This window comes from uncultured Planktomarina sp. (assembly GCA_943788425.1).
Taxonomy (GTDB): domain Bacteria; phylum Pseudomonadota; class Alphaproteobacteria; order Rhodobacterales; family Rhodobacteraceae; genus Planktomarina.
Map to the genome: position 1 here is coordinate 49,950 of CALSQF010000004.1, position 18,775 is coordinate 68,724.

Genomic DNA, 18,775 nt, shown 5'->3' on the forward strand with positions numbered 1-18,775 from the left:
GATTCGAACCCGGTTAGGTTTCCAGATATGTGGAGTTTGCCAAATATATTGACGGTGATCCGGTTGATCGCAGCGCCCATGGTCGCCGTGTTGTTTTTGTATTTCACGCGGCCCTATGCCGATTGGGCTGCGCTGATCTTATTTGTTGGTGCGGCGCTGACCGATTGGGTCGATGGCTATCTTGCGCGGGCTTGGAAACAAGAAAGCAAGATGGGCACCATGTTGGATCCGATTGCTGATAAAGCCATGGTTGTTATCGCTTTGGTGGTATTGGCCAGCGTCTTTGGCTTGGATTCTTTGTTCCTTCTGCCCGCTGCACTGATCGTGTTTCGGGAAGTTTTTGTCTCTGGTTTGCGTGAATTTTTGGGTGATGTCGCCGGTACCTTGCAGGTGACAAAACTCGCGAAATGGAAAACCACGGTGCAGATGGTGGCGATTGCCTTGCTTTTTGCCGTGGGGATTTTTGAGCATTATCTGGTTATGGGTACAGCTGGTATGGATCGCGATATTGTCTTGTCCGGTTTGGATGGAACAGTCGAAGATCCGTCTTATTTGCGGCTGATCTACCAAGGTATGTATGCCACTTGGTACAGCGGTCTGGCCCTGCTTTGGATTGCGGCTGCGCTTACGATCATCACCGGGGTGGATTATTTCCGCAAAGCCCTGCCGCATTTGCGAGATTGAGCGTCATGACGGTGGATATTCTCTATTTTGCTTGGGTGCGCGAACGCGTTGGTCTGAGCCAAGAGTCCTATCAGACTTCAGCGGCAACGGTCGCTGATCTGATCGCTGAGCTGGTGGCGCGGGATGAGGGCTACTCCGCGGCCTTTGCTGATTTATCGGCGATTTGTGTTGCGGTGGATCAAGAGCTCAGTGATCTTACGGCCCCGCTTGCAGATTGCCGCGAAGTTGCATTCTTTCCGCCTATGACAGGTGGTTGAGATGTCGGCACGGGTGCAAGAGGCGGCCTTTGATGTTGCGGCGGAGGTGGCCGCGTTTCAATCTGCCTTGACCCAGTCTGGGGCGGTGGTCAGCTTTACCGGTGTGGTGCGTGACGACACAGGCAGTCTCGATTATATGTTCATTGAGCACTACCCTGGTATGACACTGGCTGCACTTGAAAAATTCGCCAACCAAGCAACAGTTAAGTTCGGATTGGAAAAAGTTTTGGTTATCCACCGCTATGGGCGGTTGCAGCCCGGTGAGGAGATCATGATGGTGGTCACCGCTGCACGCCATCGCAAAGATGCTTTTGCCGGTGCCGACTATCTCATGGATTATCTAAAATCCCGTGCGCCGTTTTGGAAAAAGGAAGTCTCCCAAGATTCGGCCACTTGGGTGGCGGCCAAAGATCAAGATGAAGCGGCCCTTGCGGAATGGAGCCTTAAGAGCGCCGCAAAAGAGAGCTGACCGCGGAGCCTATCCGCCCGAATTTTGCCGTTCGATGTGACTGCGCAGTTCTTCAGTTTCCGTCCTTGCAACACGCAGCCCTTCCATGGCTGCTCCAAGCTCTGCTTCGGTTTGTGACAGTTTGTTGTTCATGTCGTTTTCACGCTGTTCCATGTAGGCAATGGCCTTGTCGCGCATTTCCTCGGCCTCATGCACCGCTTGGGCCAATTTATCCAATTCGCCAATATCAGATTGGCTGACGCGGCTAAAACGATGAACCAACCAATTTGCGAACCAGCCCAAGCAAAATGCTACAAAGAGGATCACGGCGATTGTGACGATAAACTCGGTTCTATTCATTGCTGGTCTCCTCAGCGGTGGCCGTATCGGGTGCATGGGGCTGCGTTTCTGGTGCTTCGAGAGTAGCTGGTGTCAGAAGGCGAAACTCGATGCGCCGGTTGGCTTCGCGGCCCTCTTCAGTGCTGTTATCGGCGATCGGTTGGGTTTCTCCATAGCCTTCCGCCGTCAAGGACTTGAGCTTAACACGAGCGCCGCGCAGGGCTGTCAGCACGGCTTCGGCGCGCGCCTTGCTGAGGTTGAGATTCATTTCTTCACGCCCTTGGCTATCCGTATGGCCACTGATCTTGATAGGAGCCTCGAGGCAGCGGTCAAACACCTCAGCTATGGCTTGCACAGTGTCGCGGCTGTTGGCGTCGAGCGTGGCAGAGCCAGGTTCGAATTGGATTTTATTTTTATTGGCCAGGTCAGTGATTTCTTCGATACATTCCTGACCGTCCAACATCCGGGCCAACGGGTCCAGCTCTTCTAGGTAAGTTACATCTAACTCAAATTCCGCACCATCGCCGAGCCGGTCAATTAAAATTTGTGCAACATCTGTTTTTGCTGCGCGGCGGCCCGTCAACCCAGTAATATTGATGGTATTGGGTGATACAGTGGCAAGGCCAGAGTTGAGTTGGCTTAGACCGGCCAAGCTCGCAAGGCTGCGGACCATCCAACCTTCGGGCAGGTTCTCTTGTAGCTTGGTAGACAGGTAAATATCGTCACTTCCAAACATCGCATAGGCAAAGGTCTGCAGAGTCCGCTGCGCGCGGGGGTTGATGACGGGGCCGCGAATTTGCACCTGGCCTTCTGGCGAAAGCGTGGCGAACATTTCTGGGATGGCCGTATTGTCCTCTGGGGTTTCAGGAGCGATCAACAGGATGGGGTTGAGCGCAAAGACTTCTGGCAAATCGCCATCCAGCCGGCTGGTGATTTTATCGAATAAGGTTGGGTCAGTTCCCGCGGGGGCGGTGAGTGTGACATCCGCATCGCTCAGGGTCACAGAGCCGCCGCCCAGTTGGGCTAGGGCAGCAATGGACTGTGTTGCCGCCTTGCTCCACAGAGGAGACGGAACGCCGAGACCCTCACGGCAGGTGGCCTCGCCGGTCAGCCCCGCCGCCTTGGCCGCGGCAAGAATTTGCGCGGCCGCCTGCGGGCTATCGACACTGCAGGCGTCAAAGGAGGCGCCATCGGCCGTTATACGAAACCGCAATGTGAAAGGGGTGATGACCGGACGCGGCGCGCTGATGTCAATTTGTGAGGTGATATTGGCAGGGGTGCGGCGGGTCAGCTCTCCCAAAATTTTGGATTTTTGCGCTTCGGACTCGCCGATGGCTTCAATCTCAACCTGAGTCTCGCCAATTGAAATCTTTGAGTGCTCCAAGCGCTCCAAAGCCAAAAGACCATAGGACATGACCGAGGACCAAGCATCTGGGACTGGATAATCTGCGGTCTCGAGGAAATCGGCCACAGGTGAATTTCCGGCGATGCGTGCGACGCGGTCTTTGAAATTAGCATTATCGGCACTGGCGGGAACCAATCCGATGAGAGAAATACTTTCGCCATTGCGCAATACTTCGATAGAAAATTTGGGTGCTACGGGGGGGCGGCTGTCTGTGATGGTAAAATTATCAATCACCCGTGCCGCCTCAACAATCTGCCCCGCTGCGGCCAGGGCTTTAAAACGCAGAGCCTCAGAGGCGGCCTCGCCTTCCAAAACAACCGTCAACCCATCGGTTTGCACGCTGGCCCAATCAAAGCCTTCCAGGGCCAAGCGGTTTTCAACGGCCGTGGCAGAGGTATCTTCAATCCATGAGACAGTTAGGCCCGCGGCAAAATACGCCCCCACGCCGGCAGTGGTGAAGGCAATTGCCGATAAAATAACTGGAATAATGCGCATCAAATCTTCCTAGTTTCCCGAAGTCTTCTAGAATGGGACTGCCGTGGGATCAATCACAGCATAACGGTGACGGCGAAAAATAGCACAGGGATCAGGCCGGCCTCCCGATTTGCCCGAAAAAGATGCAGCAACAATGGCACATTATCGATGTCGAGCTGACGCATTTGCCAGAGCATATGGGCGGCAAATCCCGCTGTGCCCAGTTGGGCAACCACCATCTGCGTCGGTGTGGCATTAGGCAAGGCACGATAGATTGCCACCGCCATCAAGCCAGTGGCCAGAACGGCAAAGGCGCGCAGCCATTGCGGGCTGCTTTGTCCAAACAGGCGCGCAGTGGATTTCACGCCAATCAGCGCGTCGTCCTCTGTGTCTTGATGCGCATAGATGGTGTCATAAAACAGGGTCCAAGCAATGCCCGCAAGATACAAGAGCACGGCGGGCCAATCTAAGCGACCACTATGGGCCACCCAACCCAGTAAAGCGCCCCAGTTAAATGCAAGGCCTAAAAACACCTGTGGCAACCATGTGAACCGCTTGGCAAAGGGGTAAATCGCAACAAAGCCAAGACTGGCAATGCCAATCAAAACTGCGGGCGTGCCAAAGCTGATCAAAATGCAAAATGCAATGAGCGCCTGGGCCACCATCCAAAACAGCGCGCCGCGCACCGTGACCTGCCCCGATGGAATCGGGCGTGACCGGGTGCGTGCGACCTGCGCATCAAATTTCCGGTCGGTGATATCATTCCATGTGCAACCCGCACCGCGCATCAACCAGGCGCCGGCGCCGCAGCCTAAAATAAGCCACAAATCCCAAGCTCGGAAATCTCCTGTTTGGAGCGCCGCCAAAAGGATGCCCCAAATACAGGGGATATAAAGCAGCCAAGTGCCGATCGGACGGTCGGCACGCGACAGGCGCAAATAGGGGCGGGTGGCCGCTGGAGCGTCGTGATCGACCCAATTATCTTTTACCGCATCGGCGACTTGTCCCTCTGGTGATTTGTCCGATTGCGTCATATCCTATGCTCCATGGTTTCAGTTATTCGACTACATGTAAATCACCCACTGGGGGCGGGGCAATCGGTTCCTTTGAACCGAGAGCAATCGCATTACCTCTTCGGGGTGATGCGCAAAGGCGTGGGGGAAGTTCTTGAACTGTTTAACGGTCAAGATGGCGAGTGGCTGGGGCGTGTGGTGCAGGCTGGCAAACGCAATGGCCTCTTAGTATGTGAACGCCAGTCCAAGCCGATGCAGCTGCCGCCCGATCTGTGGCTACTCTTCGCACCAATCAAGAAGGCGCGCACGGATTTCATTGTCGAAAAAGCCACAGAGATGGGCGTGGCGCAGATCCTTCCGGTACAGAGCGACTTTACCAATTCTGAGCGAATTCGCCAAGACCGCTTGCAAAATCACGCCGTAGAGGCTGCCGAACAATGCGGTGGCACCTATGTGCCTGTGGTGCATAAGCTGCAAAAGCTTTCAAAGCTGTTGGATGGTTGGGATCCGCAGCGCCAGATTATGTTTTGTGATGAAACCCGTCTGGGATCTGGCGCGGGTCTGCCCTCTTTGGCCGGACCATGGGCCGTTTTGATCGGACCGGAGGGGGGATTTAGCCCAGCCGAGCGGGGGCGGCTCAATGAGATGCCCCAAGCGCATGGTGTATCGCTGGGTCCTAGAGTTTTGCGTGCCGATACGGCCGCAGTGGCGGCGTTGACCCTTTGGCAGAGTGCTTTGGGGGATTGGCAATGAGCTTTATTCGTCCCGAGGCGCTCCGCAGTCTACGAAAACACCGGGGATTTATCTTTGCGGGTATGGTTGTGATCGCCGGGCTGCTGATTGTGCTTAGCAGCTTTGGCACGACCCGGCTTGCGGGCGGTGTGATCGCCGTGATGGGTGCGCTGATTGGCCATGACGCCTATCGCCGTTTCAAATTCCCTGTCGGCTATGGCGGCGCTGGGGTTGTGGAGGTCGATGAGCGGCAAGTGAGCTATTTTGCTGCGGGCAAGGGTCACTCCATTTCACTCGACAATTTAGAGCGAATTGAGTTGCACCGCAATATGCACGGTCGCACCACTTGGGTATTTTTTGGGCCAGAAGGCATGCTGTCTGTACCGGGTGATGCCGAGGGCACGGGCAATCTCTTTGATGCTTTGGTGGCATTGCCGGGGGTGAATTATGCGCAAGCTGAGGCTGCCAGTCAGGGGCGTGGCCCAGATTTATTTCTCATCTGGCAACGGAATCGCCGGAAACTTCATTAACCCTGTCTTGACTTGCCCTCATTGAGAGGCCACCTGTCAGAAGCAACGATTACGAAGAGCGGAGTCTCCTCTATGTCTATTCCACAATCTAGCGGAGGCCCGATCGAAAGCTTCGACCAATTGGCTTCCTTGCTTGAAAAAGGCAATAAACCGAAAAGCGATTGGCGCATTGGTACGGAACATGAAAAGTTCGGCTATTGCAAAGACACGCTGGCCCCCTTGCCCTATGACGGTGAGCGGTCTGTGCTCTCCATTTTGCAAGGGTTGCGCGATCAGTTTCATTGGGCGCCGGTCGAGGAAAATGGCTATCTTATCGGACTGACCAAAGACGGCGCGAATGTGAGCCTTGAGCCGGGCGGCGCTCTGGAACTTTCGGGTGCACCGCTTGAAACCATCCATGAAACCTGTGACGAGGTGAACCAGCACTTGCGCGAGGTGAAAGAAATTGCCGACAAAATAGGCGTCGGATTTATCGGTCTTGGGGCCGCACCCATCTGGAGGCACGAAGACGTGGAATTGATGCCCAAGGGGCGTTATAAGTTGATGGACGCCTATATGGGCAAGGTGGGCACAATGGGCCGCACGATGATGCGGCGCACTTGCACCGTACAGGTTAATCTCGATTTTTCTTCTGAAGCCGATATGGTGAAAAAATTTCGCGTGGCTCTGGCTTTGCAGCCGGTTGCAACCGCACTTTTCGCCAATTCGCCCTTCTTTGAAGGCCAAGTGAACGGCCATAAATCCTGGCGGTCGCGGGTCTGGCGGGATTTGGATGCGGACCGCACGGGGCTGCTGCCCTTTGTGTTTGAAGAGGGGATGGGGTTTCAGCGCTATGTGGACTATGCCTTAGATGTACCGATGTATTTTGTTTATCGTGATGACAAATATATCAATGCTTTGGGTCAATCTTTCCGCGATTTTCTCAAGGGCAAATTACCTGCATTACCTGGCGAAGTGCCGAAACTGAGCGATTGGGCCGATCACCTGACAACCATATTCCCGGAAGCGCGTATCAAGCAATTTATGGAAATGCGCGGCGCAGATGGCGGGCCGTGGCGCCGTCTTTGCGCTTTGCCAGCCTTTTGGGTTGGGCTTTTGTACGATCAAACGGCTCTGGATGCCGCTTGGGATTTGGTCAAAGGCATGGATGCGCAAACCCGTGATGAAATGCGGATTGGTGCGTCCGTCGATGGGCTGCAAGCCGAGGCGGGCGGGATCAAAATGATGGATTTGGCCCGGCAAACGGTGGCGATTTCACAGGTGGGGCTCACTGCGCGCAGGCGAAGCGGGGCAGGTGGGCTTGTGCCGGATGAAACCCACTTTCTAAACGCGCTGCAAGACAGCCTTGAGACTGGGCAAACCCCAGCGGACGAACTTTTGGCGTGTTACCATGGCGACTGGCAGGGAGATCTGACGCGAATTTATGAAGAATATTCTTACTAAGGAAGGAAAATGAGCGCCATATTGGCGGCGCTCACGGTTTCGGATCAAGCGTCAGTGGCAAGAGGGTTTGAGCCAAAGCGGTTATCACCCTCGGTGCCTTTTGTAACCAACCAAACCAGTAGCAAAACGAAGAAGGCAATCACGGCAATACCCCCAACAATCATAAAATTGCTCATTCCCGATCCATATCCGGCAACGAAAATAAATACAGGCGCCAGCCAGATCAATTGCCACCAGCCCCTACGATTGCCATCATGCAGCCGGCGGGTGGTTGCAAATATTGAGGTTAAAAACGTCACTAAGCCGAACACTGAGCTAGCTGGCTGTATGGAGCTCATTCCAAGGACTAAACTATCGAACAGAGATAAGATGGTATTTCCAAGGTGGCAAAACAACATAAAGTATCAAAACTCGGAACGGGACGCGCGTCCGGCATAGGTGAAATATTTTGAAAAACAAGTTTTAATGGATTCGATAAAAGTCATTATGAGGCTCCAACATATAAAGTTATTTTCGCCCGATTTTACTCTCCTGTGAACGGATCAGGCGTTGTATATTGGCTTTGTGACGCCAGAAGATCATGGATGCAAGGCAAAGGCTGAGTGAAAATAATGCCGTGTGATCAAAGAGAAACGACCAAAGTGGTGTCAACGTGGCTGCCATGAGCGCCGCGAGGCTGGAATAGCGGAAAATGGCGGCGGTGGCGAGCCATGTGGCCCCCGCAGCGAGGCCAATTGGCCAGGCCAGAGCAAACAGCAGGCCAAAGAAGGTGGCCACGCCCTTCCCGCCTTTGAACTTCAGCCAAATGGGATAGCAATGACCAAAAAAGGCCGCGAAGCCGGCAATTTGCGCCGCATCTTCGGCGGCCAAGGCGCGGGCCAATAGCACCGCGGCACCCGCTTTGCCCGCATCACCGATCAAGGTAAAAGCTGCACCGAGTTTCGAGCCTGTGCGCAGCACATTCGTGGCTCCGATATTGCCCGACCCAATTTGTCGTAAATCTCCAAGACCTAAGACGCGTGCCGTGACGATGCCAAAGGGGATTGCGCCCAGGAGATAGCCGGTAATTGCCCAAAAGGCCAAGAGTTCCGCTGTGCTGGTCAGTTCAACAATCATCTCGCGTAGACTTCCTGACCGCCGACGAATGTCGCCAAAACCCGGCCTTGCAGGCGTTGCCCGTCGAAAGGTGTGTTTTTGGATTTGGACTGGAGTGAAAAGCGATCCAGAACGAAGGGCACATCGGGGTCAAATAAGATAAGATCCGCCGGTGCCCCCAGGCTCAATCGACCGCTGTCCAGACCCAAGCGCCGCGATGGGTTGAGCGACAGGGCCCGGAACAACTGAGGCAAATCCAAATGCTCGGCATGATAAAGGCGCAGGGCAGCCGGCAAAAGTGTTTCCAATGCCACAGCCCCAGAAGCGGCTTGCTCATAAGGCAAACGTTTGGACTCTTCATCCTGCGGTGTATGCATGGAGCTGATGATATCAATCAACCCGCTAGCCAGCGCCGAGATCATCGCCAGCCGATCTTCTTCGGAGCGCAATGGGGGTTTGACTTTAAAAAAGCTGCGATAATCGGCGACATCCAATTCGTTGAGCGTGAGGTGATGAATGCTGACCCCGGCGGTCACATCTAGCCCTTGGCGTTTCGCCCGCTCTAAAGATGGAAGGGCCAGGGCGGTAGAGAGTTGGTCGGCATGGTATTTTGCGCCAGTCATCTCAACCATGGCCAAATCCCGCTCAAGCCCCAAACGTTCAGCCATGGGAGAGACCGCTGGGATCGCGCGCAGAGTTGCAAATTTTCCAGAAGTGGCCGCGGCCCCTTCTGACAGGCCTGGGTCTTGCGGGTGACCAATAATCAAAGCGCCCAATTGCCGTGCATAAGTGAGCGCGCGCGATAGCACTTTGGTATTGGTGATGACCGCATCGCAATCGCTAAAGGCAATTGCTCCGGCGTCTTGCAAAAACCCAATCTCAGTCATTTCTTTGCCCAAGCGCCCTTTTGTAAGCGCCGCCATTTGATAGCTGCGCACGGCGCAGGTGGCCTGGGCTCTGCGGCTCGCAAATTCAAGAGTTTCGGGGCTGTCAATCGCCGGGTCTGTGTCTGGCCGTGTGACCAAAGTGGTCACCCCGCCTGCGGCAGCGGACAGGCCCGCCGAGCGAAAGCTTTCCTTGTGCCGCTCACCGGGTTCGCAAACTTTGGCACCCATGTCGACAATGCCTGGCGCGAGATATTTTCTCTGGCCGTCAAAGCTCGGCAGCGCAGGATCATCGGCGGCAATCCGGCCATTTTTGATGCTCAAATTTCCAAACTCGACGGTCTGGTGCTCTGGATCAACAAGGTGAACATTTGTAATGCGCAAAGAGGTCATCCGGCCAGCCACACCATCAAGGCCACGAGAGCGGCACTGAAAATTAGCACATACATCGCAATTTTTCCCGACATGCGGGGATCTTTAGGTTCGTTCATTAGCACGGTCTCCTGCCAAGGGGGACGCATATGAAGCCTTGGGTCATAGCTTTGCCTCCGTTGCGGCTTGGCGCCTGTTGCGCATCAAGATATCCATGGCTGCCATACGCACTGATACACCCATCTCCACCTGTTCCTGTATGACGCTGCGGTTTAAATCGTCGGCGATCTCCCCGTCAATTTCAACGCCGCGGTTCATCGGGCCGGGGTGCATGACAATGGCATCTGGTTTGGCGTGGCTCAATTTTTCGGCGTTCAAACCATAGCGGTGATAATATTCGCGTTCGGAGGGGATAAACCCGCCATCCATGCGCTCGCGTTGCAGGCGCAGCATCATGACCACATCCACATCCTTCAGACCTTCTTCCATATCGTGAAAGACTTCCGCACCAAACGCACCAATTTCTGCCGGCATCAGCGTTTCTGGACCCACAAGGCGAATGCGATTTTCCATTTTTCCGAGTAAAATCAGATTAGATCGGGCCACGCGGCTGTGAGCAATATCGCCGCAGATGGCGATATTGAGGCGGTGTAAGCGGCCTTTTGAGCGTCGGATTGTGAGCGCATCCAGCAGGGCTTGGGTTGGGTGTTCATGCCGCCCGTCACCAGCATTGAGCACCGCGCAATTGACTTTCTGCGCCAAGAGATCCACGGCACCAGAATGCGGATGACGCACCACCAGAAGATCGGGATGCATGGCATTGAGTGTCAGTGCCGTGTCGATAAGGGTCTCCCCTTTTTTGATTGAACTGGCTTGCATGGCCATATTCATCACATCGGCTCCCAATCTCTTGCCTGCGATTTCAAAGCTGGCTTGAGTGCGGGTTGAGTTTTCGAAAAACATATTGATCTGCGTACAGCCAGCCAGAGCGTCGCTTTTGCGCACGCCGGATCTATTTTGATCGGCATAATGATCTGCCAAATCTAGTATTGCGGTGATGTTGTGGGGATGCAGGGGTTCTATCCCCAATAGATGCTGAAGCTGCATGTAGACCTCTCCGGTTGGCGTTTTATAGAAAGAGTGTCTGCCCACGGCAAGGGCAGGGCGCAAGGAAATGTCATTTGGACCTCAGACGGGTTATTTTTGCCGCGCTGCCTCTTTGATTGAGTGATTTACCTTCCTAGGAGAACAGCATAGTTTGAGTGTATGGATCATCTGGACTGGCATATGGCCCGCGCTGCTTTGCAGTGGCAGGCAGAGCTCGGAGTGAGAGATGCGGTGGGTGATGTGCCAATCGATCGCTATGACGCTCCGGCGCAAAGCCCAAAACCTGCCACTGCGGCTGCGACACAAGCAGGCGCGACACGGGACGCGGACCTGCCCGCGGCTGCGATGGCGGTTGCGCCGGCTGCCGATCCTGTTGCCGTGGCCGAAGCTGCTGCCGCTGCGGCGGAGGATTTGCCGGCGTTGAAACGTGCATTGCAAAATTTTTCGCATTGCGACTTACGCCGCGGGGCGCGTAATTTGGTATTTGGCAGGGGCACGGCCGGCGTTCGGGTGATGATATTGGAAGATGCGCCAGGGCGGGCGGAGGATATGGAGGGTTTGCCTTTCGCAGGCCCGGCCGGTCAATTGCTCGATAAAATGTGCGCCGCTATTGGTTTGCACTGGCTCGAGGAGGTTTACACAGCCTCGGTGATTCCTTGGCGTCCGCCGCAAGACCGCGAGGCCAGCGCGGCGGAACTCGCAATGATGCAGCCATTCTTGCGTCGTCATATCACCTTAGCCGCGCCAGAGGTTGTCATCTGCATGGGCAATATAAGTTGTCAGGCGATTTTAGGCAAAGGCGGCCTGAGCAAGCTGCGCGGCGCGTGGCAAGAAGGATTCGCGCTGCCGGTATTGCCGATGGTGCATCCGCAGGGCCTGTTGCGCCAGCCTGCGCGGAAGAAACAGGCATGGCAAGATTTGTTGACGCTCAAAGCTTGGCTCCGCAAGCAATCCGAAGGAGGCACAACATGACCGATGCACCAACAAAAAATGACTTCGTCGTGGTGCGCATTGCGGTTTTAACCGTGTCCGACAGCCGCAGCCTAAGCGATGATAAATCCGGCGATACTCTGGTGGCGCGCCTGCAAGCGGCCGGGCATATCTTGGCCGACCGCGATATTTTAACCGATGATCGCGCGGCGATTGCCGAGAAATTGCGCCAGTGGTCGCGCGACCCGTCAATTGATGTGGTTCTGAGCACCGGCGGCACGGGGCTTACGGGCCGTGATGTGAGCGTTGAAGCGCATCGGGATGTCTATGAAAAAGAAATTGACGCATTTTCAATCGTCTTTACCCATGTTTCCATGGAAAAAATTGGTACATCGGCGATCCAGAGCCGAGCAACGGGCGGTGTGGCCAATGGCACCTATATGTTTGCACTGCCGGGCAGTCCGGGCGCCTGCAGAGATGCTTGGGACGAAATACTCGTCAAGCAGTTGGATATAAGGCATAAACCCTGTAATTTTGTCGAAATTATGCCACGGCTGGATGAGCATCTGCGAAGAAAATAAACCGCACCGCTGAATCTTCGTGACGTGGCGACCTTTTGCACTAGAACATTCATAACGAAGAGCGAGAGGATTGTCGGATGCGGTTTCTGCGCAAAAGTTTAATGGGTTTATTTCTACTGGCGGCGACTTTGGCGCTGTTCACCTATGCAATGATGATGGTCCGGGGCGCGATTGAGAACAAAGGCGATGATCAGCGGCGCGGCGGCGGTGGTCGCGAGCGTATTTTTGCGGTGAACGCCGTGCCTTTTGATCCGGGCCAGCACGTTCCGGTCCTACAGGTTTTTGGCGAGGTTCAAAGCCAGCGCAGCCTTGATATTCGACCGGCAATCGGCGGAACCGTCACTGAGTTGCACCCCAATTTTCAAAATGGTGGTTCTGTAGTTGAGGGTGATGTGCTGTTGCGGATTGATCCGTCAAATGCACAAACAGCCTTGGCTTTGGTACATGCTGACATGGCCGATGCCCAAGCGGATCTGCGCGAGGCCATGCGGGCGCTGGACTTGGCCAAAGATGAGATCAGCGCCGCGCAAGAGCAAGCTGCGCTGCGTCAAAAAGCATTGGTCCGGCAACAAGATCTAGTGACCCGAGGGGTCGGCACCGCGGCCTCGGTGGAAGCTGCGGAACTGGCCGCGTCCACGGCGCGGCAATCAGTTCTGGCCCGGCGCCAAGCGTTGCAGGCCGCCGAGGCGCGCTTAGATCAAGCGCGTGCGCGGGTCATGCGGGTGGAGATTTCACTGGCGGAAGCGGAGCGCAATCTGCGCGACACAGTCGTCCGCGCGGCCTTTTCCGGGCTTTTGGCAAATGTCACTGTTTTGCAGGGTGGAACCGTAACCAACAATGAAAAAATTGGTCAATTGGTCGATCCTTTAGCGCTGGAAGTGGCCTTTCGGGTGAGCACTTCGCAGCATCGGCGTTTGCTCGATGATGTGGGCAAGTTGCGGGCCGCTGAGGTATCTGTGACGCTCGACTTGCTTGGCGCGGAGATGCGTTCAAGCGGTCAGATCACCCGCGAAGCCGCTGTCGTCGGCGAGGGTTTGACCGGGCGATTGCTCTTCGCCAGTCTTGCAACCTCCAAGGGTCTTCGGCCCGGCGACTTTGTGACGGTCAATATCACGGAACCGGCTTTGAACTGGGTTGCCCGCCTGCCAGCCACGGCAGTAAGCGGCAATAACCAGGTTCTAGTTATCGGCGAAGATGAGCGTCTGTCGGAGACTGATATTCTTTTAGTGCGCCGTCAGGGTGATGATGTTTTGGTCCGCTCTCGTGAGCTGAGTGGGACGCAGATTGTCGCGGAACGATCACCCTTGCTGGGTGCAGGCATCAAAGTGCGTGTGTTGCGGGCTGAGGGCGAGGCGCCACCGGCTGGGCCAGAAACCATCGCGCTGGATCCGGAGCGGCGGGCCAAGCTAATTGCTTTTGTCGAGGCCAATAAACGCATGCCCAAACAGGTAAAGGCGCGGCTCTTGGCGCAGTTGCAAGAGCCGGCGGTACGCAAAGAAGTGGTTGAGCGGCTCGAAGGCCGTATGGGGGGATAAAGGATGTCCGTGATACGCACCGCCACAGGCGGAATTTTATCTTATATGACCCGACACCGCACTGCGGCGAACTTATTTTTGCTTATCATGCTGGTTGCGGGGGCTGTCTCCTTTCCGCAAATGCGGGCGCAATTTTTCCCCGATGTGATTGTCGACAGGGTCACTGTTAGCGTGCGGTGGGATGGTGCTGGACCTGAGGATGTTGACCGGGCGATTGTACAGGTGGTCGAACCGGCCTTGCTTGGGATTGAAGGGGTGAACAGCACCGCCGCAACCTCCTCGGAAGGCACAGCGCGGATTACGATGGAGTTTGAGCCTGGCTGGGACATGGCCCGCGGTACTGATGATGCTCAAATAGCTGTAGATTCCGTTGCCAGCCAGTTTCCTGATGATGCCGATGATCCAAAAGTGACCCGTGGCGTTTGGCGTGACCGGGTCACGGATGTGGTGATTTCCGGTCCAGTTGGTGTGGCGCAATTGGGTCTATTTGCTGATGAGTTCGTCACGCGGCTTTTCGCCGTTGGCGTGACCCGCACCACCATTCGCGGCGTGGCTGCAGCCTCAACCATTGTGGAAGTCGACAGTTTGTCACTTATTCGTCATGACGTGAGCATGGCGCAGATCGCCAGTGCCATTGCCGAGGAAGCCGAGGCAGATCCCGCCGGCGATGTGGCCGGAAGCGCGCGTATTCGCACAGGCATCGCCAAGCGCAGTGCGCGGGATATCCGGCAGATTGTTTTGCGCTCCAATGCCGATGGCTCCTCGCTCACCGTGGGGGACGTGGCGCGGGTGACGGAGGAGGGGGTTGATCGAGACCGCGCCTATTTCGTGGGTGATGCCTCGGCCATTTCCATCCGCATTGACCGCTCTGATCAGGGGGATGCGATTGAAATTCAAGAGCAGGTGCAAACCACCGCTGGGGCGATGATGGAGTCCTTGCCTCCGGATGTGAATATCGACTTGATCCGCACCCGATCAGAAGCGATTTCAGCTCGGCTGGCGATGCTGTTGGAAAATGGTCTTCAGGGGCTGGGGCTTGTGCTTTTGCTACTATTTTTATTTTTGAATGTGCGAACGGCCTTTTGGGTGGCTGCGGGAATCCCGGCGGCCATGGCGGCGGCTTTGGCGCTGATGTATCTGTCAGGGCTGACGATCAATATGATCTCGCTCTTCGCTTTGATTATTACCCTCGGGATTGTGGTCGATGATGCCATTGTTGTGGGAGAACACGCAGATTTTCGCGCGCGCGTCTTGGGCGAAAGCCCCGTTGTCGCCGCGGAAAATGCCGCAAAGCGCATGTTCACCCCAGTGTTTTCGGCGACGCTGACGACAGTCATTGCCTTTTTTGGTTTGGTCGCGATTGGTGGACGGTTTGGGGATTTGATTGCCGATATTCCTTTTACCGTCATTGTGGTTTTGATTGCCTCGCTGGCGGAATGCTTTTTGGTTTTGCCCCATCACATGGCGAATTCAATTTCCAAGGGCGCGCGAATTCGGTGGTATGACATGCCGTCATATTTTATGAATTATTTGCTGGATCGGTTCAAAGATTACCTGTTCCGCCCTTTCATCCGATTTGTCATTTGGGCGCGATACCCGGTGTTTGCTGCTGTGGTGGTGGCCTTGGCCAGTCAAGTGGTGCTGTTCATCAATGGGGATGTCCAATGGCGGTTTTTCAATGCGCCAGAGCGCGGCTCGGTGACAGGCAATTTCGCTATGGCGCCCGGGGCTACGCGGGAAGACTCCCTAGAGCAAATGCGCGCGTTTCAAACGGCTGTAGAAACCGTTGGGACCCAATACGAAGAGAAATACGGGCGAAATCCGGTAGATTTCTCCATGGCCGAAATTGGCGGCAATACGGGCCGTGCTCTGGCGGGAGCAGATACCAAAGATGCCGACCAATTGGGCTCGATTGCCGTTGAGTTGATTGATGCGGATTTGCGATCTTATTCGTCCTTTGCCTTTGTCGCGGATTTGCAGGATGCGGTGATCCGGCACCCCCGGGTAGAGACGATTAGTTTCCGCGGCTGGCGATCTGGCCCGGGCGGTGATGCTTTGGATGTGCAATTTTCCGGCGCTGATGCGCGCCGACTTAAAGCCGCCTCTGAGGCTTTGCAAACCGCCCTGGCGCGATACCCAGAAGTGTCAGCGGTTGAGGATACCCTCTCCTACGACAAAGAAGAATTGGTGTTGGAGTTGACGCCACAGGGCCAATCTTTGGGGCTCACCATCGATACTTTGGGCCAGGTGTTGCGCAATCGTCTCAACGGTATTGAGGCGGCAAGCTTTCCCGATGGGCCGCGCTCTGCCACCATTCGTGTGGAGCTGCCGGCCGGTGAGCTGACGGCTGATTTTACCGATCGCATGCTGATCCGCACTCCGAATGGGGGGTATGTGCCACTGGCAGATATTGTCACTGTGCAACAGCGCACCGGCTTTTCGACGGTTCGACGTGAGAATGGCATCCAAGTGATTTCTGTGACAGGCGATATTTCTGAGGATGATCCAGCCCGCGCACAAGCGATTGTGGCGGAATTGGAAGAGACGGTTTTGCCAAAAATTGCTGAGGAAACTCAAGTAGCCTTTACGCTGGCTGGATTGGCGGAACAGGAAAATGATTTTCGCACTGACGCCACACGGGGTTTGGTTTTAACCTTAGCCGGGATCTTCATGACTTTGGCGTGGATTTTCTCCAGCTGGACACGCCCCTTGGTGGTGATGGCTATTATTCCTTTCGGCTTGATTGGCACGATTTATGGCCATTGGTGGTATGACATCCCGCTCTCGCTGTTTTCTGTCGTGGGGCTGATTGGCATGGTGGGGATTATTATCAACGACTCCATTGTTTTGGTGACGACAATTGATGAATATTCCAAAGAACGGGGTCTGTTCCCAGCGATTGTCGATGGGGTAACAGATCGGTTGAGGCCGGTGTTGCTGACGACATTGACCACGGTCCTTGGTCTGTCCCCTTTGCTGTATGAAACTTCGTCACAAGCGCAGTTTCTCAAGCCAACGGTGATAACGCTGGTCTTTGGTCTTGGGTTTGGGGTGATCTTAGTCTTAATCGTGGTGCCCGCTTTGATGGCTATGCAAGCGGATGTGGGCGCGCAAGTGGCGAGCGTTAAACGTGCCCTGCGTGGCCTCAGGCGTAGCCGCGGACCGCGGTTGCCCGTTGTTACGGCGGTCATCAGCCTAGCCGCTCTTTTTGCCGCGACCCTTGGGGCGGTGATCGTGAGCGGAGCGGTGCCGCAGTTTTGGATGGGGCTGCCCCTGGCGGCCTATCTGTCACCCTTGCCACTCGGGCTTGTGCTGTTTTTGAGCGGGTCGGCGCTGGTTGTCTTGCTGCTCTACGCCGTGTCAGCCTTGATCTTTGCCCGGCAGTTGCGGCGCTAGGCGCCCAAGCAGCCCCGGTATTCGAACGCCCCATTGGGCGCAAATAAGGTCGTTGTCACCCCGTCGCGCCCGATGGCCATGGGTTGACCTGTGGGGGTCATAATCTGAGCGGTGATCATCAGTCGCCCATCTCGCCGCTCAAGTTTCGGCGTATCGATCCACAGACGCTGGTTGTCCAGTTCGATTGCTGCATGATCAAAGGGGCGCTCGGAGGATGGCACGACAATTTCCAGCTTCATGCCCTCTTCCGCTGCCGAAAACGCGCAGGTGAGCTTGCCTGCGCCGGGTTTTGGCACTGCTGCTCGTGCGGTTTCAATGAGACGGTCAACAGGCGCCTGTGCGGACAGTCGCGCGGAAAGATTCAACGTAACGGGCATGCATAGCTCGCGGCACACACCGATCTCTATACGCCCGATCAAGGTTATGTCGGCGGTGTTGTCTACGGAGAGTTGCAACGGGAAAATGACCCGAGTGTCATATCCGATGTTGCGGCTCCCCCCCAGCCAAGAAATTCCTGGTGTCGGATAAATCACCTCGACCGTCTGCACGCCCTCAGATTGTGAAAAATCAAAGCGCGGCGCGAGGCCACTGTCGCCAGGTTGGCGCCAATAGGTTTTCCATCCCGGCGCCAGATCCAGCTGCAGCGCCGCCATGTGGATCCCTTTTGCTATACGCCACCCTGGCCGCAACTTGGACTGTATAATCTCGTCGAGATCCTGCGCGAGCGCGGGCGAAGTCAGGCAAAATGCGCAGAGGACAGATGTGATAATGCGGTGCATAGCGTGTTTCATGGGAATCCTTCTAACGCCTTTGGACAAAAATACGAACTCACTTTATTGTTCTCGCCCATCTTTGTAAGTGGTCGTCTTGGCCGCCAGGCGGCACAATTTGTCGCAGGCTGCCGTGATGTAATAAAATCCGGACGACAGCACTTGTTGTTTTGCATTTTCCTATTCATGGTCTTTGCATGACTGACGCGCAGACAACTCTTATAGGAAAGCTCTTGGTGGCCATGCCGGGCATGGGCGATCCGCGATTTGAGCATTCTGTCGTTTATATCAGCGCCCATTCTGAGGATGGCGCGATGGGCCTTATTGTGAATAAAGCCAATGCTGCCTTGGATCTAAAAGCGCTTCTTGTACACCTTGATATCCCCTTTGGCGCGTCAACACCGGAGGTTGCGGTGCATTTTGGCGGACCGGTCGAGCCCTCGCGCGGGTTTTTGCTGCATTCCGCAGAATATATTGGCGATCCTGATACTTTGCGGATTGACGAACGTTTTGCAGTTACGGCCACTGTGGATGCGATCAAAGATTTGTCGCGGGGCTTGGGGCCGAAGACAAGTTTGTTGGCGCTGGGGTATGCGGGCTGGGCGGCGGGGCAGCTGGAGGCCGAAATTCGCGCCAACGGTTGGTTGATTTGTGCCGCGGAGTTTGACTTGGTTTTCAATCCAGACAATGACGCCAAATGGGCGGCGGCTCTGGCCTCAATCGGGGTCGATCCAACCCTGTTGTCAGGGCAAGCAGGCCGGGCCTGACGCGGCGTTTCGG

Annotated in this window: 19 protein-coding genes; 11 read left to right on the top strand and 8 right to left on the bottom strand. The window is 55.5% G+C overall.

The window, feature by feature from the left end:
- Positions 1–27 precede the first annotated feature (27 nt).
- From pgsA to ABLW18_RS03385, 3 genes are read left to right on the top strand one after another with little or no spacing between them, the layout of a single operon-like run.
- The gene (gene pgsA, locus ABLW18_RS03375; protein WP_347823459.1) at positions 28–684 is read left to right on the top strand and encodes a CDP-diacylglycerol--glycerol-3-phosphate 3-phosphatidyltransferase; all 657 of its coding nucleotides are present in this window, start codon (positions 28–30) and stop codon (positions 682–684) included.
- Positions 685–695: 11 nt separating this feature from the next.
- Positions 696–941 (top strand): molybdopterin converting factor subunit 1, encoded by a 246-nt coding sequence (gene moaD, locus ABLW18_RS03380; RefSeq protein WP_347823814.1) that lies wholly within the window; start codon positions 696–698, stop codon positions 939–941.
- A gap of 1 nt (position 942) precedes the next feature.
- The gene (locus tag ABLW18_RS03385; RefSeq protein ID WP_347823460.1) at positions 943–1,410 is read left to right on the top strand and encodes a molybdenum cofactor biosynthesis protein MoaE; all 468 of its coding nucleotides are present in this window, start codon (positions 943–945) and stop codon (positions 1,408–1,410) included.
- A gap of 9 nt (positions 1,411–1,419) precedes the next feature.
- On the opposite strand, the gene ABLW18_RS03390 is transcribed toward ABLW18_RS03385, so the two are convergent.
- From ABLW18_RS03390 to ubiA, 3 genes are read right to left on the bottom strand one after another with little or no spacing between them, the layout of a single operon-like run.
- The gene (locus ABLW18_RS03390; RefSeq protein WP_347823461.1) at positions 1,420–1,749 is read right to left on the bottom strand and encodes a hypothetical protein; all 330 of its coding nucleotides are present in this window, start codon (positions 1,747–1,749) and stop codon (positions 1,420–1,422) included.
- Positions 1,742–3,628 (bottom strand): OmpA family protein, encoded by a 1,887-nt coding sequence (locus ABLW18_RS03395; protein WP_347823462.1) that lies wholly within the window; start codon positions 3,626–3,628, stop codon positions 1,742–1,744. Before ABLW18_RS03395 ends, ABLW18_RS03390 begins: the two co-directional genes overlap by 8 nt.
- A 53-nt stretch (positions 3,629–3,681) precedes the next feature.
- On the bottom strand, positions 3,682–4,641 hold the full coding sequence (ubiA, locus tag ABLW18_RS03400) for a 4-hydroxybenzoate octaprenyltransferase (protein WP_347823463.1): 960 nt from the start codon (positions 4,639–4,641) through the stop codon (positions 3,682–3,684).
- Positions 4,642–4,653: 12 nt separating this feature from the next.
- On the opposite strand from ubiA, the gene ABLW18_RS03405 reads away from it, so the two are divergent.
- The 3 genes from ABLW18_RS03405 (at position 4,654) to ABLW18_RS03415 (ending at position 7,325) form a co-directional block, all read left to right on the top strand.
- A complete protein-coding gene (locus ABLW18_RS03405) occupies positions 4,654–5,373 on the top strand; it encodes a 16S rRNA (uracil(1498)-N(3))-methyltransferase (protein ID WP_347823464.1) in 720 nt (239 codons plus the stop codon).
- Positions 5,370–5,882, top strand: coding sequence for a hypothetical protein (locus ABLW18_RS03410; RefSeq protein WP_347823465.1), 513 nt, complete (start codon positions 5,370–5,372; stop codon positions 5,880–5,882). Before ABLW18_RS03405 ends, ABLW18_RS03410 begins: the two co-directional genes overlap by 4 nt.
- A gap of 72 nt (positions 5,883–5,954) precedes the next feature.
- Positions 5,955–7,325: a glutamate--cysteine ligase gene (locus tag ABLW18_RS03415; RefSeq protein WP_347823466.1), complete on the top strand. Its 1,371-nt coding sequence runs from the start codon at positions 5,955–5,957 to the stop codon at positions 7,323–7,325.
- Between the two features lie 44 nt (positions 7,326–7,369).
- Here ABLW18_RS03415 and ABLW18_RS03420 read toward each other — a convergent pair whose 3' ends face one another.
- From ABLW18_RS03420 to ABLW18_RS03435, 4 genes are all read right to left on the bottom strand, one after another.
- Positions 7,370–7,723, bottom strand: coding sequence for a DUF805 domain-containing protein (locus ABLW18_RS03420; protein ID WP_347823467.1), 354 nt, complete (start codon positions 7,721–7,723; stop codon positions 7,370–7,372).
- Between the two features lie 109 nt (positions 7,724–7,832).
- Positions 7,833–8,441 carry a glycerol-3-phosphate 1-O-acyltransferase PlsY gene (plsY, locus tag ABLW18_RS03425; protein ID WP_347823468.1) on the bottom strand — a complete coding sequence of 203 codons (609 nt, stop codon included), beginning with the start codon at positions 8,439–8,441 and terminating at the stop codon, positions 7,833–7,835.
- On the bottom strand, positions 8,438–9,697 hold the full coding sequence (gene pyrC / locus ABLW18_RS03430) for a dihydroorotase (protein ID WP_347823469.1): 1,260 nt from the start codon (positions 9,695–9,697) through the stop codon (positions 8,438–8,440). The genes plsY and pyrC overlap by 4 nt, the downstream gene beginning before the upstream one ends.
- A gap of 141 nt (positions 9,698–9,838) precedes the next feature.
- Positions 9,839–10,783, bottom strand: coding sequence for an aspartate carbamoyltransferase catalytic subunit (locus ABLW18_RS03435; protein WP_347823470.1), 945 nt, complete (start codon positions 10,781–10,783; stop codon positions 9,839–9,841).
- A 159-nt stretch (positions 10,784–10,942) separates the two neighbouring features.
- Between ABLW18_RS03435 and ABLW18_RS03440 the strand changes: the two genes are divergently transcribed.
- From ABLW18_RS03440 to ABLW18_RS03455, 4 genes are all read left to right on the top strand, one after another.
- Positions 10,943–11,755 (top strand): uracil-DNA glycosylase, encoded by an 813-nt coding sequence (locus ABLW18_RS03440; protein WP_347823471.1) that lies wholly within the window; start codon positions 10,943–10,945, stop codon positions 11,753–11,755.
- The gene (moaB, locus tag ABLW18_RS03445; protein WP_347823472.1) at positions 11,752–12,294 is read left to right on the top strand and encodes a molybdenum cofactor biosynthesis protein B; all 543 of its coding nucleotides are present in this window, start codon (positions 11,752–11,754) and stop codon (positions 12,292–12,294) included. The genes ABLW18_RS03440 and moaB overlap by 4 nt, the downstream gene beginning before the upstream one ends.
- Before the next feature lie 77 nt (positions 12,295–12,371).
- Positions 12,372–13,829: an efflux transporter periplasmic adaptor subunit gene (locus ABLW18_RS03450; RefSeq protein WP_347823473.1), complete on the top strand. Its 1,458-nt coding sequence runs from the start codon at positions 12,372–12,374 to the stop codon at positions 13,827–13,829.
- Between the two features lie 3 nt (positions 13,830–13,832).
- Positions 13,833–17,225, top strand: coding sequence for an efflux RND transporter permease subunit (locus ABLW18_RS03455; protein WP_347823474.1), 3,393 nt, complete (start codon positions 13,833–13,835; stop codon positions 17,223–17,225).
- On the opposite strand, the gene ABLW18_RS03460 is transcribed toward ABLW18_RS03455, so the two are convergent.
- Positions 17,222–17,878, bottom strand: coding sequence for a protein-disulfide reductase DsbD domain-containing protein (locus ABLW18_RS03460; RefSeq protein WP_347823475.1), 657 nt, complete (start codon positions 17,876–17,878; stop codon positions 17,222–17,224). The genes ABLW18_RS03455 and ABLW18_RS03460 overlap by 4 nt on opposite strands.
- Before the next feature lie 314 nt (positions 17,879–18,192).
- On the opposite strand from ABLW18_RS03460, the gene ABLW18_RS03465 reads away from it, so the two are divergent.
- Positions 18,193–18,762 (top strand): YqgE/AlgH family protein, encoded by a 570-nt coding sequence (locus tag ABLW18_RS03465; RefSeq protein ID WP_347823476.1) that lies wholly within the window; start codon positions 18,193–18,195, stop codon positions 18,760–18,762.
- Positions 18,763–18,775 lie beyond the last annotated feature (13 nt).

What these genes read in the sequence shown, in the direction of transcription:
- pgsA (WP_347823459.1), top strand. Translation starts at nt 28, where the DNA reads ATGTGGAGTTTGCCAAATATATTGACGGTGATCCGGTTGATCGCAGCG.
- ABLW18_RS03385 (WP_347823460.1), top strand. Translation starts at nt 943, where the DNA reads ATGTCGGCACGGGTGCAAGAGGCGGCCTTTGATGTTGCGGCGGAGGTG.
- ABLW18_RS03390 (WP_347823461.1), bottom strand. Translation starts at nt 1,749, where the DNA reads ATGAATAGAACCGAGTTTATCGTCACAATCGCCGTGATCCTCTTTGTA.
- ABLW18_RS03395 (WP_347823462.1), bottom strand. Translation starts at nt 3,628, where the DNA reads ATGCGCATTATTCCAGTTATTTTATCGGCAATTGCCTTCACCACTGCC.
- ubiA (WP_347823463.1), bottom strand. Translation starts at nt 4,641, where the DNA reads ATGACGCAATCGGACAAATCACCAGAGGGACAAGTCGCCGATGCGGTA.
- ABLW18_RS03405 (WP_347823464.1), top strand. Translation starts at nt 4,654, where the DNA reads ATGGTTTCAGTTATTCGACTACATGTAAATCACCCACTGGGGGCGGGG.
- ABLW18_RS03410 (WP_347823465.1), top strand. Translation starts at nt 5,370, where the DNA reads ATGAGCTTTATTCGTCCCGAGGCGCTCCGCAGTCTACGAAAACACCGG.
- ABLW18_RS03415 (WP_347823466.1), top strand. Translation starts at nt 5,955, where the DNA reads ATGTCTATTCCACAATCTAGCGGAGGCCCGATCGAAAGCTTCGACCAA.
- ABLW18_RS03420 (WP_347823467.1), bottom strand. Translation starts at nt 7,723, where the DNA reads ATGTTGTTTTGCCACCTTGGAAATACCATCTTATCTCTGTTCGATAGT.
- plsY (WP_347823468.1), bottom strand. Translation starts at nt 8,441, where the DNA reads ATGATTGTTGAACTGACCAGCACAGCGGAACTCTTGGCCTTTTGGGCA.
- pyrC (WP_347823469.1), bottom strand. Translation starts at nt 9,697, where the DNA reads ATGACCTCTTTGCGCATTACAAATGTTCACCTTGTTGATCCAGAGCAC.
- ABLW18_RS03435 (WP_347823470.1), bottom strand. Translation starts at nt 10,783, where the DNA reads ATGCAGCTTCAGCATCTATTGGGGATAGAACCCCTGCATCCCCACAAC.
- ABLW18_RS03440 (WP_347823471.1), top strand. Translation starts at nt 10,943, where the DNA reads ATGGATCATCTGGACTGGCATATGGCCCGCGCTGCTTTGCAGTGGCAG.
- moaB (WP_347823472.1), top strand. Translation starts at nt 11,752, where the DNA reads ATGACCGATGCACCAACAAAAAATGACTTCGTCGTGGTGCGCATTGCG.
- ABLW18_RS03450 (WP_347823473.1), top strand. Translation starts at nt 12,372, where the DNA reads ATGCGGTTTCTGCGCAAAAGTTTAATGGGTTTATTTCTACTGGCGGCG.
- ABLW18_RS03455 (WP_347823474.1), top strand. Translation starts at nt 13,833, where the DNA reads ATGTCCGTGATACGCACCGCCACAGGCGGAATTTTATCTTATATGACC.
- ABLW18_RS03460 (WP_347823475.1), bottom strand. Translation starts at nt 17,878, where the DNA reads ATGGCGGCGCTGCAGCTGGATCTGGCGCCGGGATGGAAAACCTATTGG.
- ABLW18_RS03465 (WP_347823476.1), top strand. Translation starts at nt 18,193, where the DNA reads ATGACTGACGCGCAGACAACTCTTATAGGAAAGCTCTTGGTGGCCATG.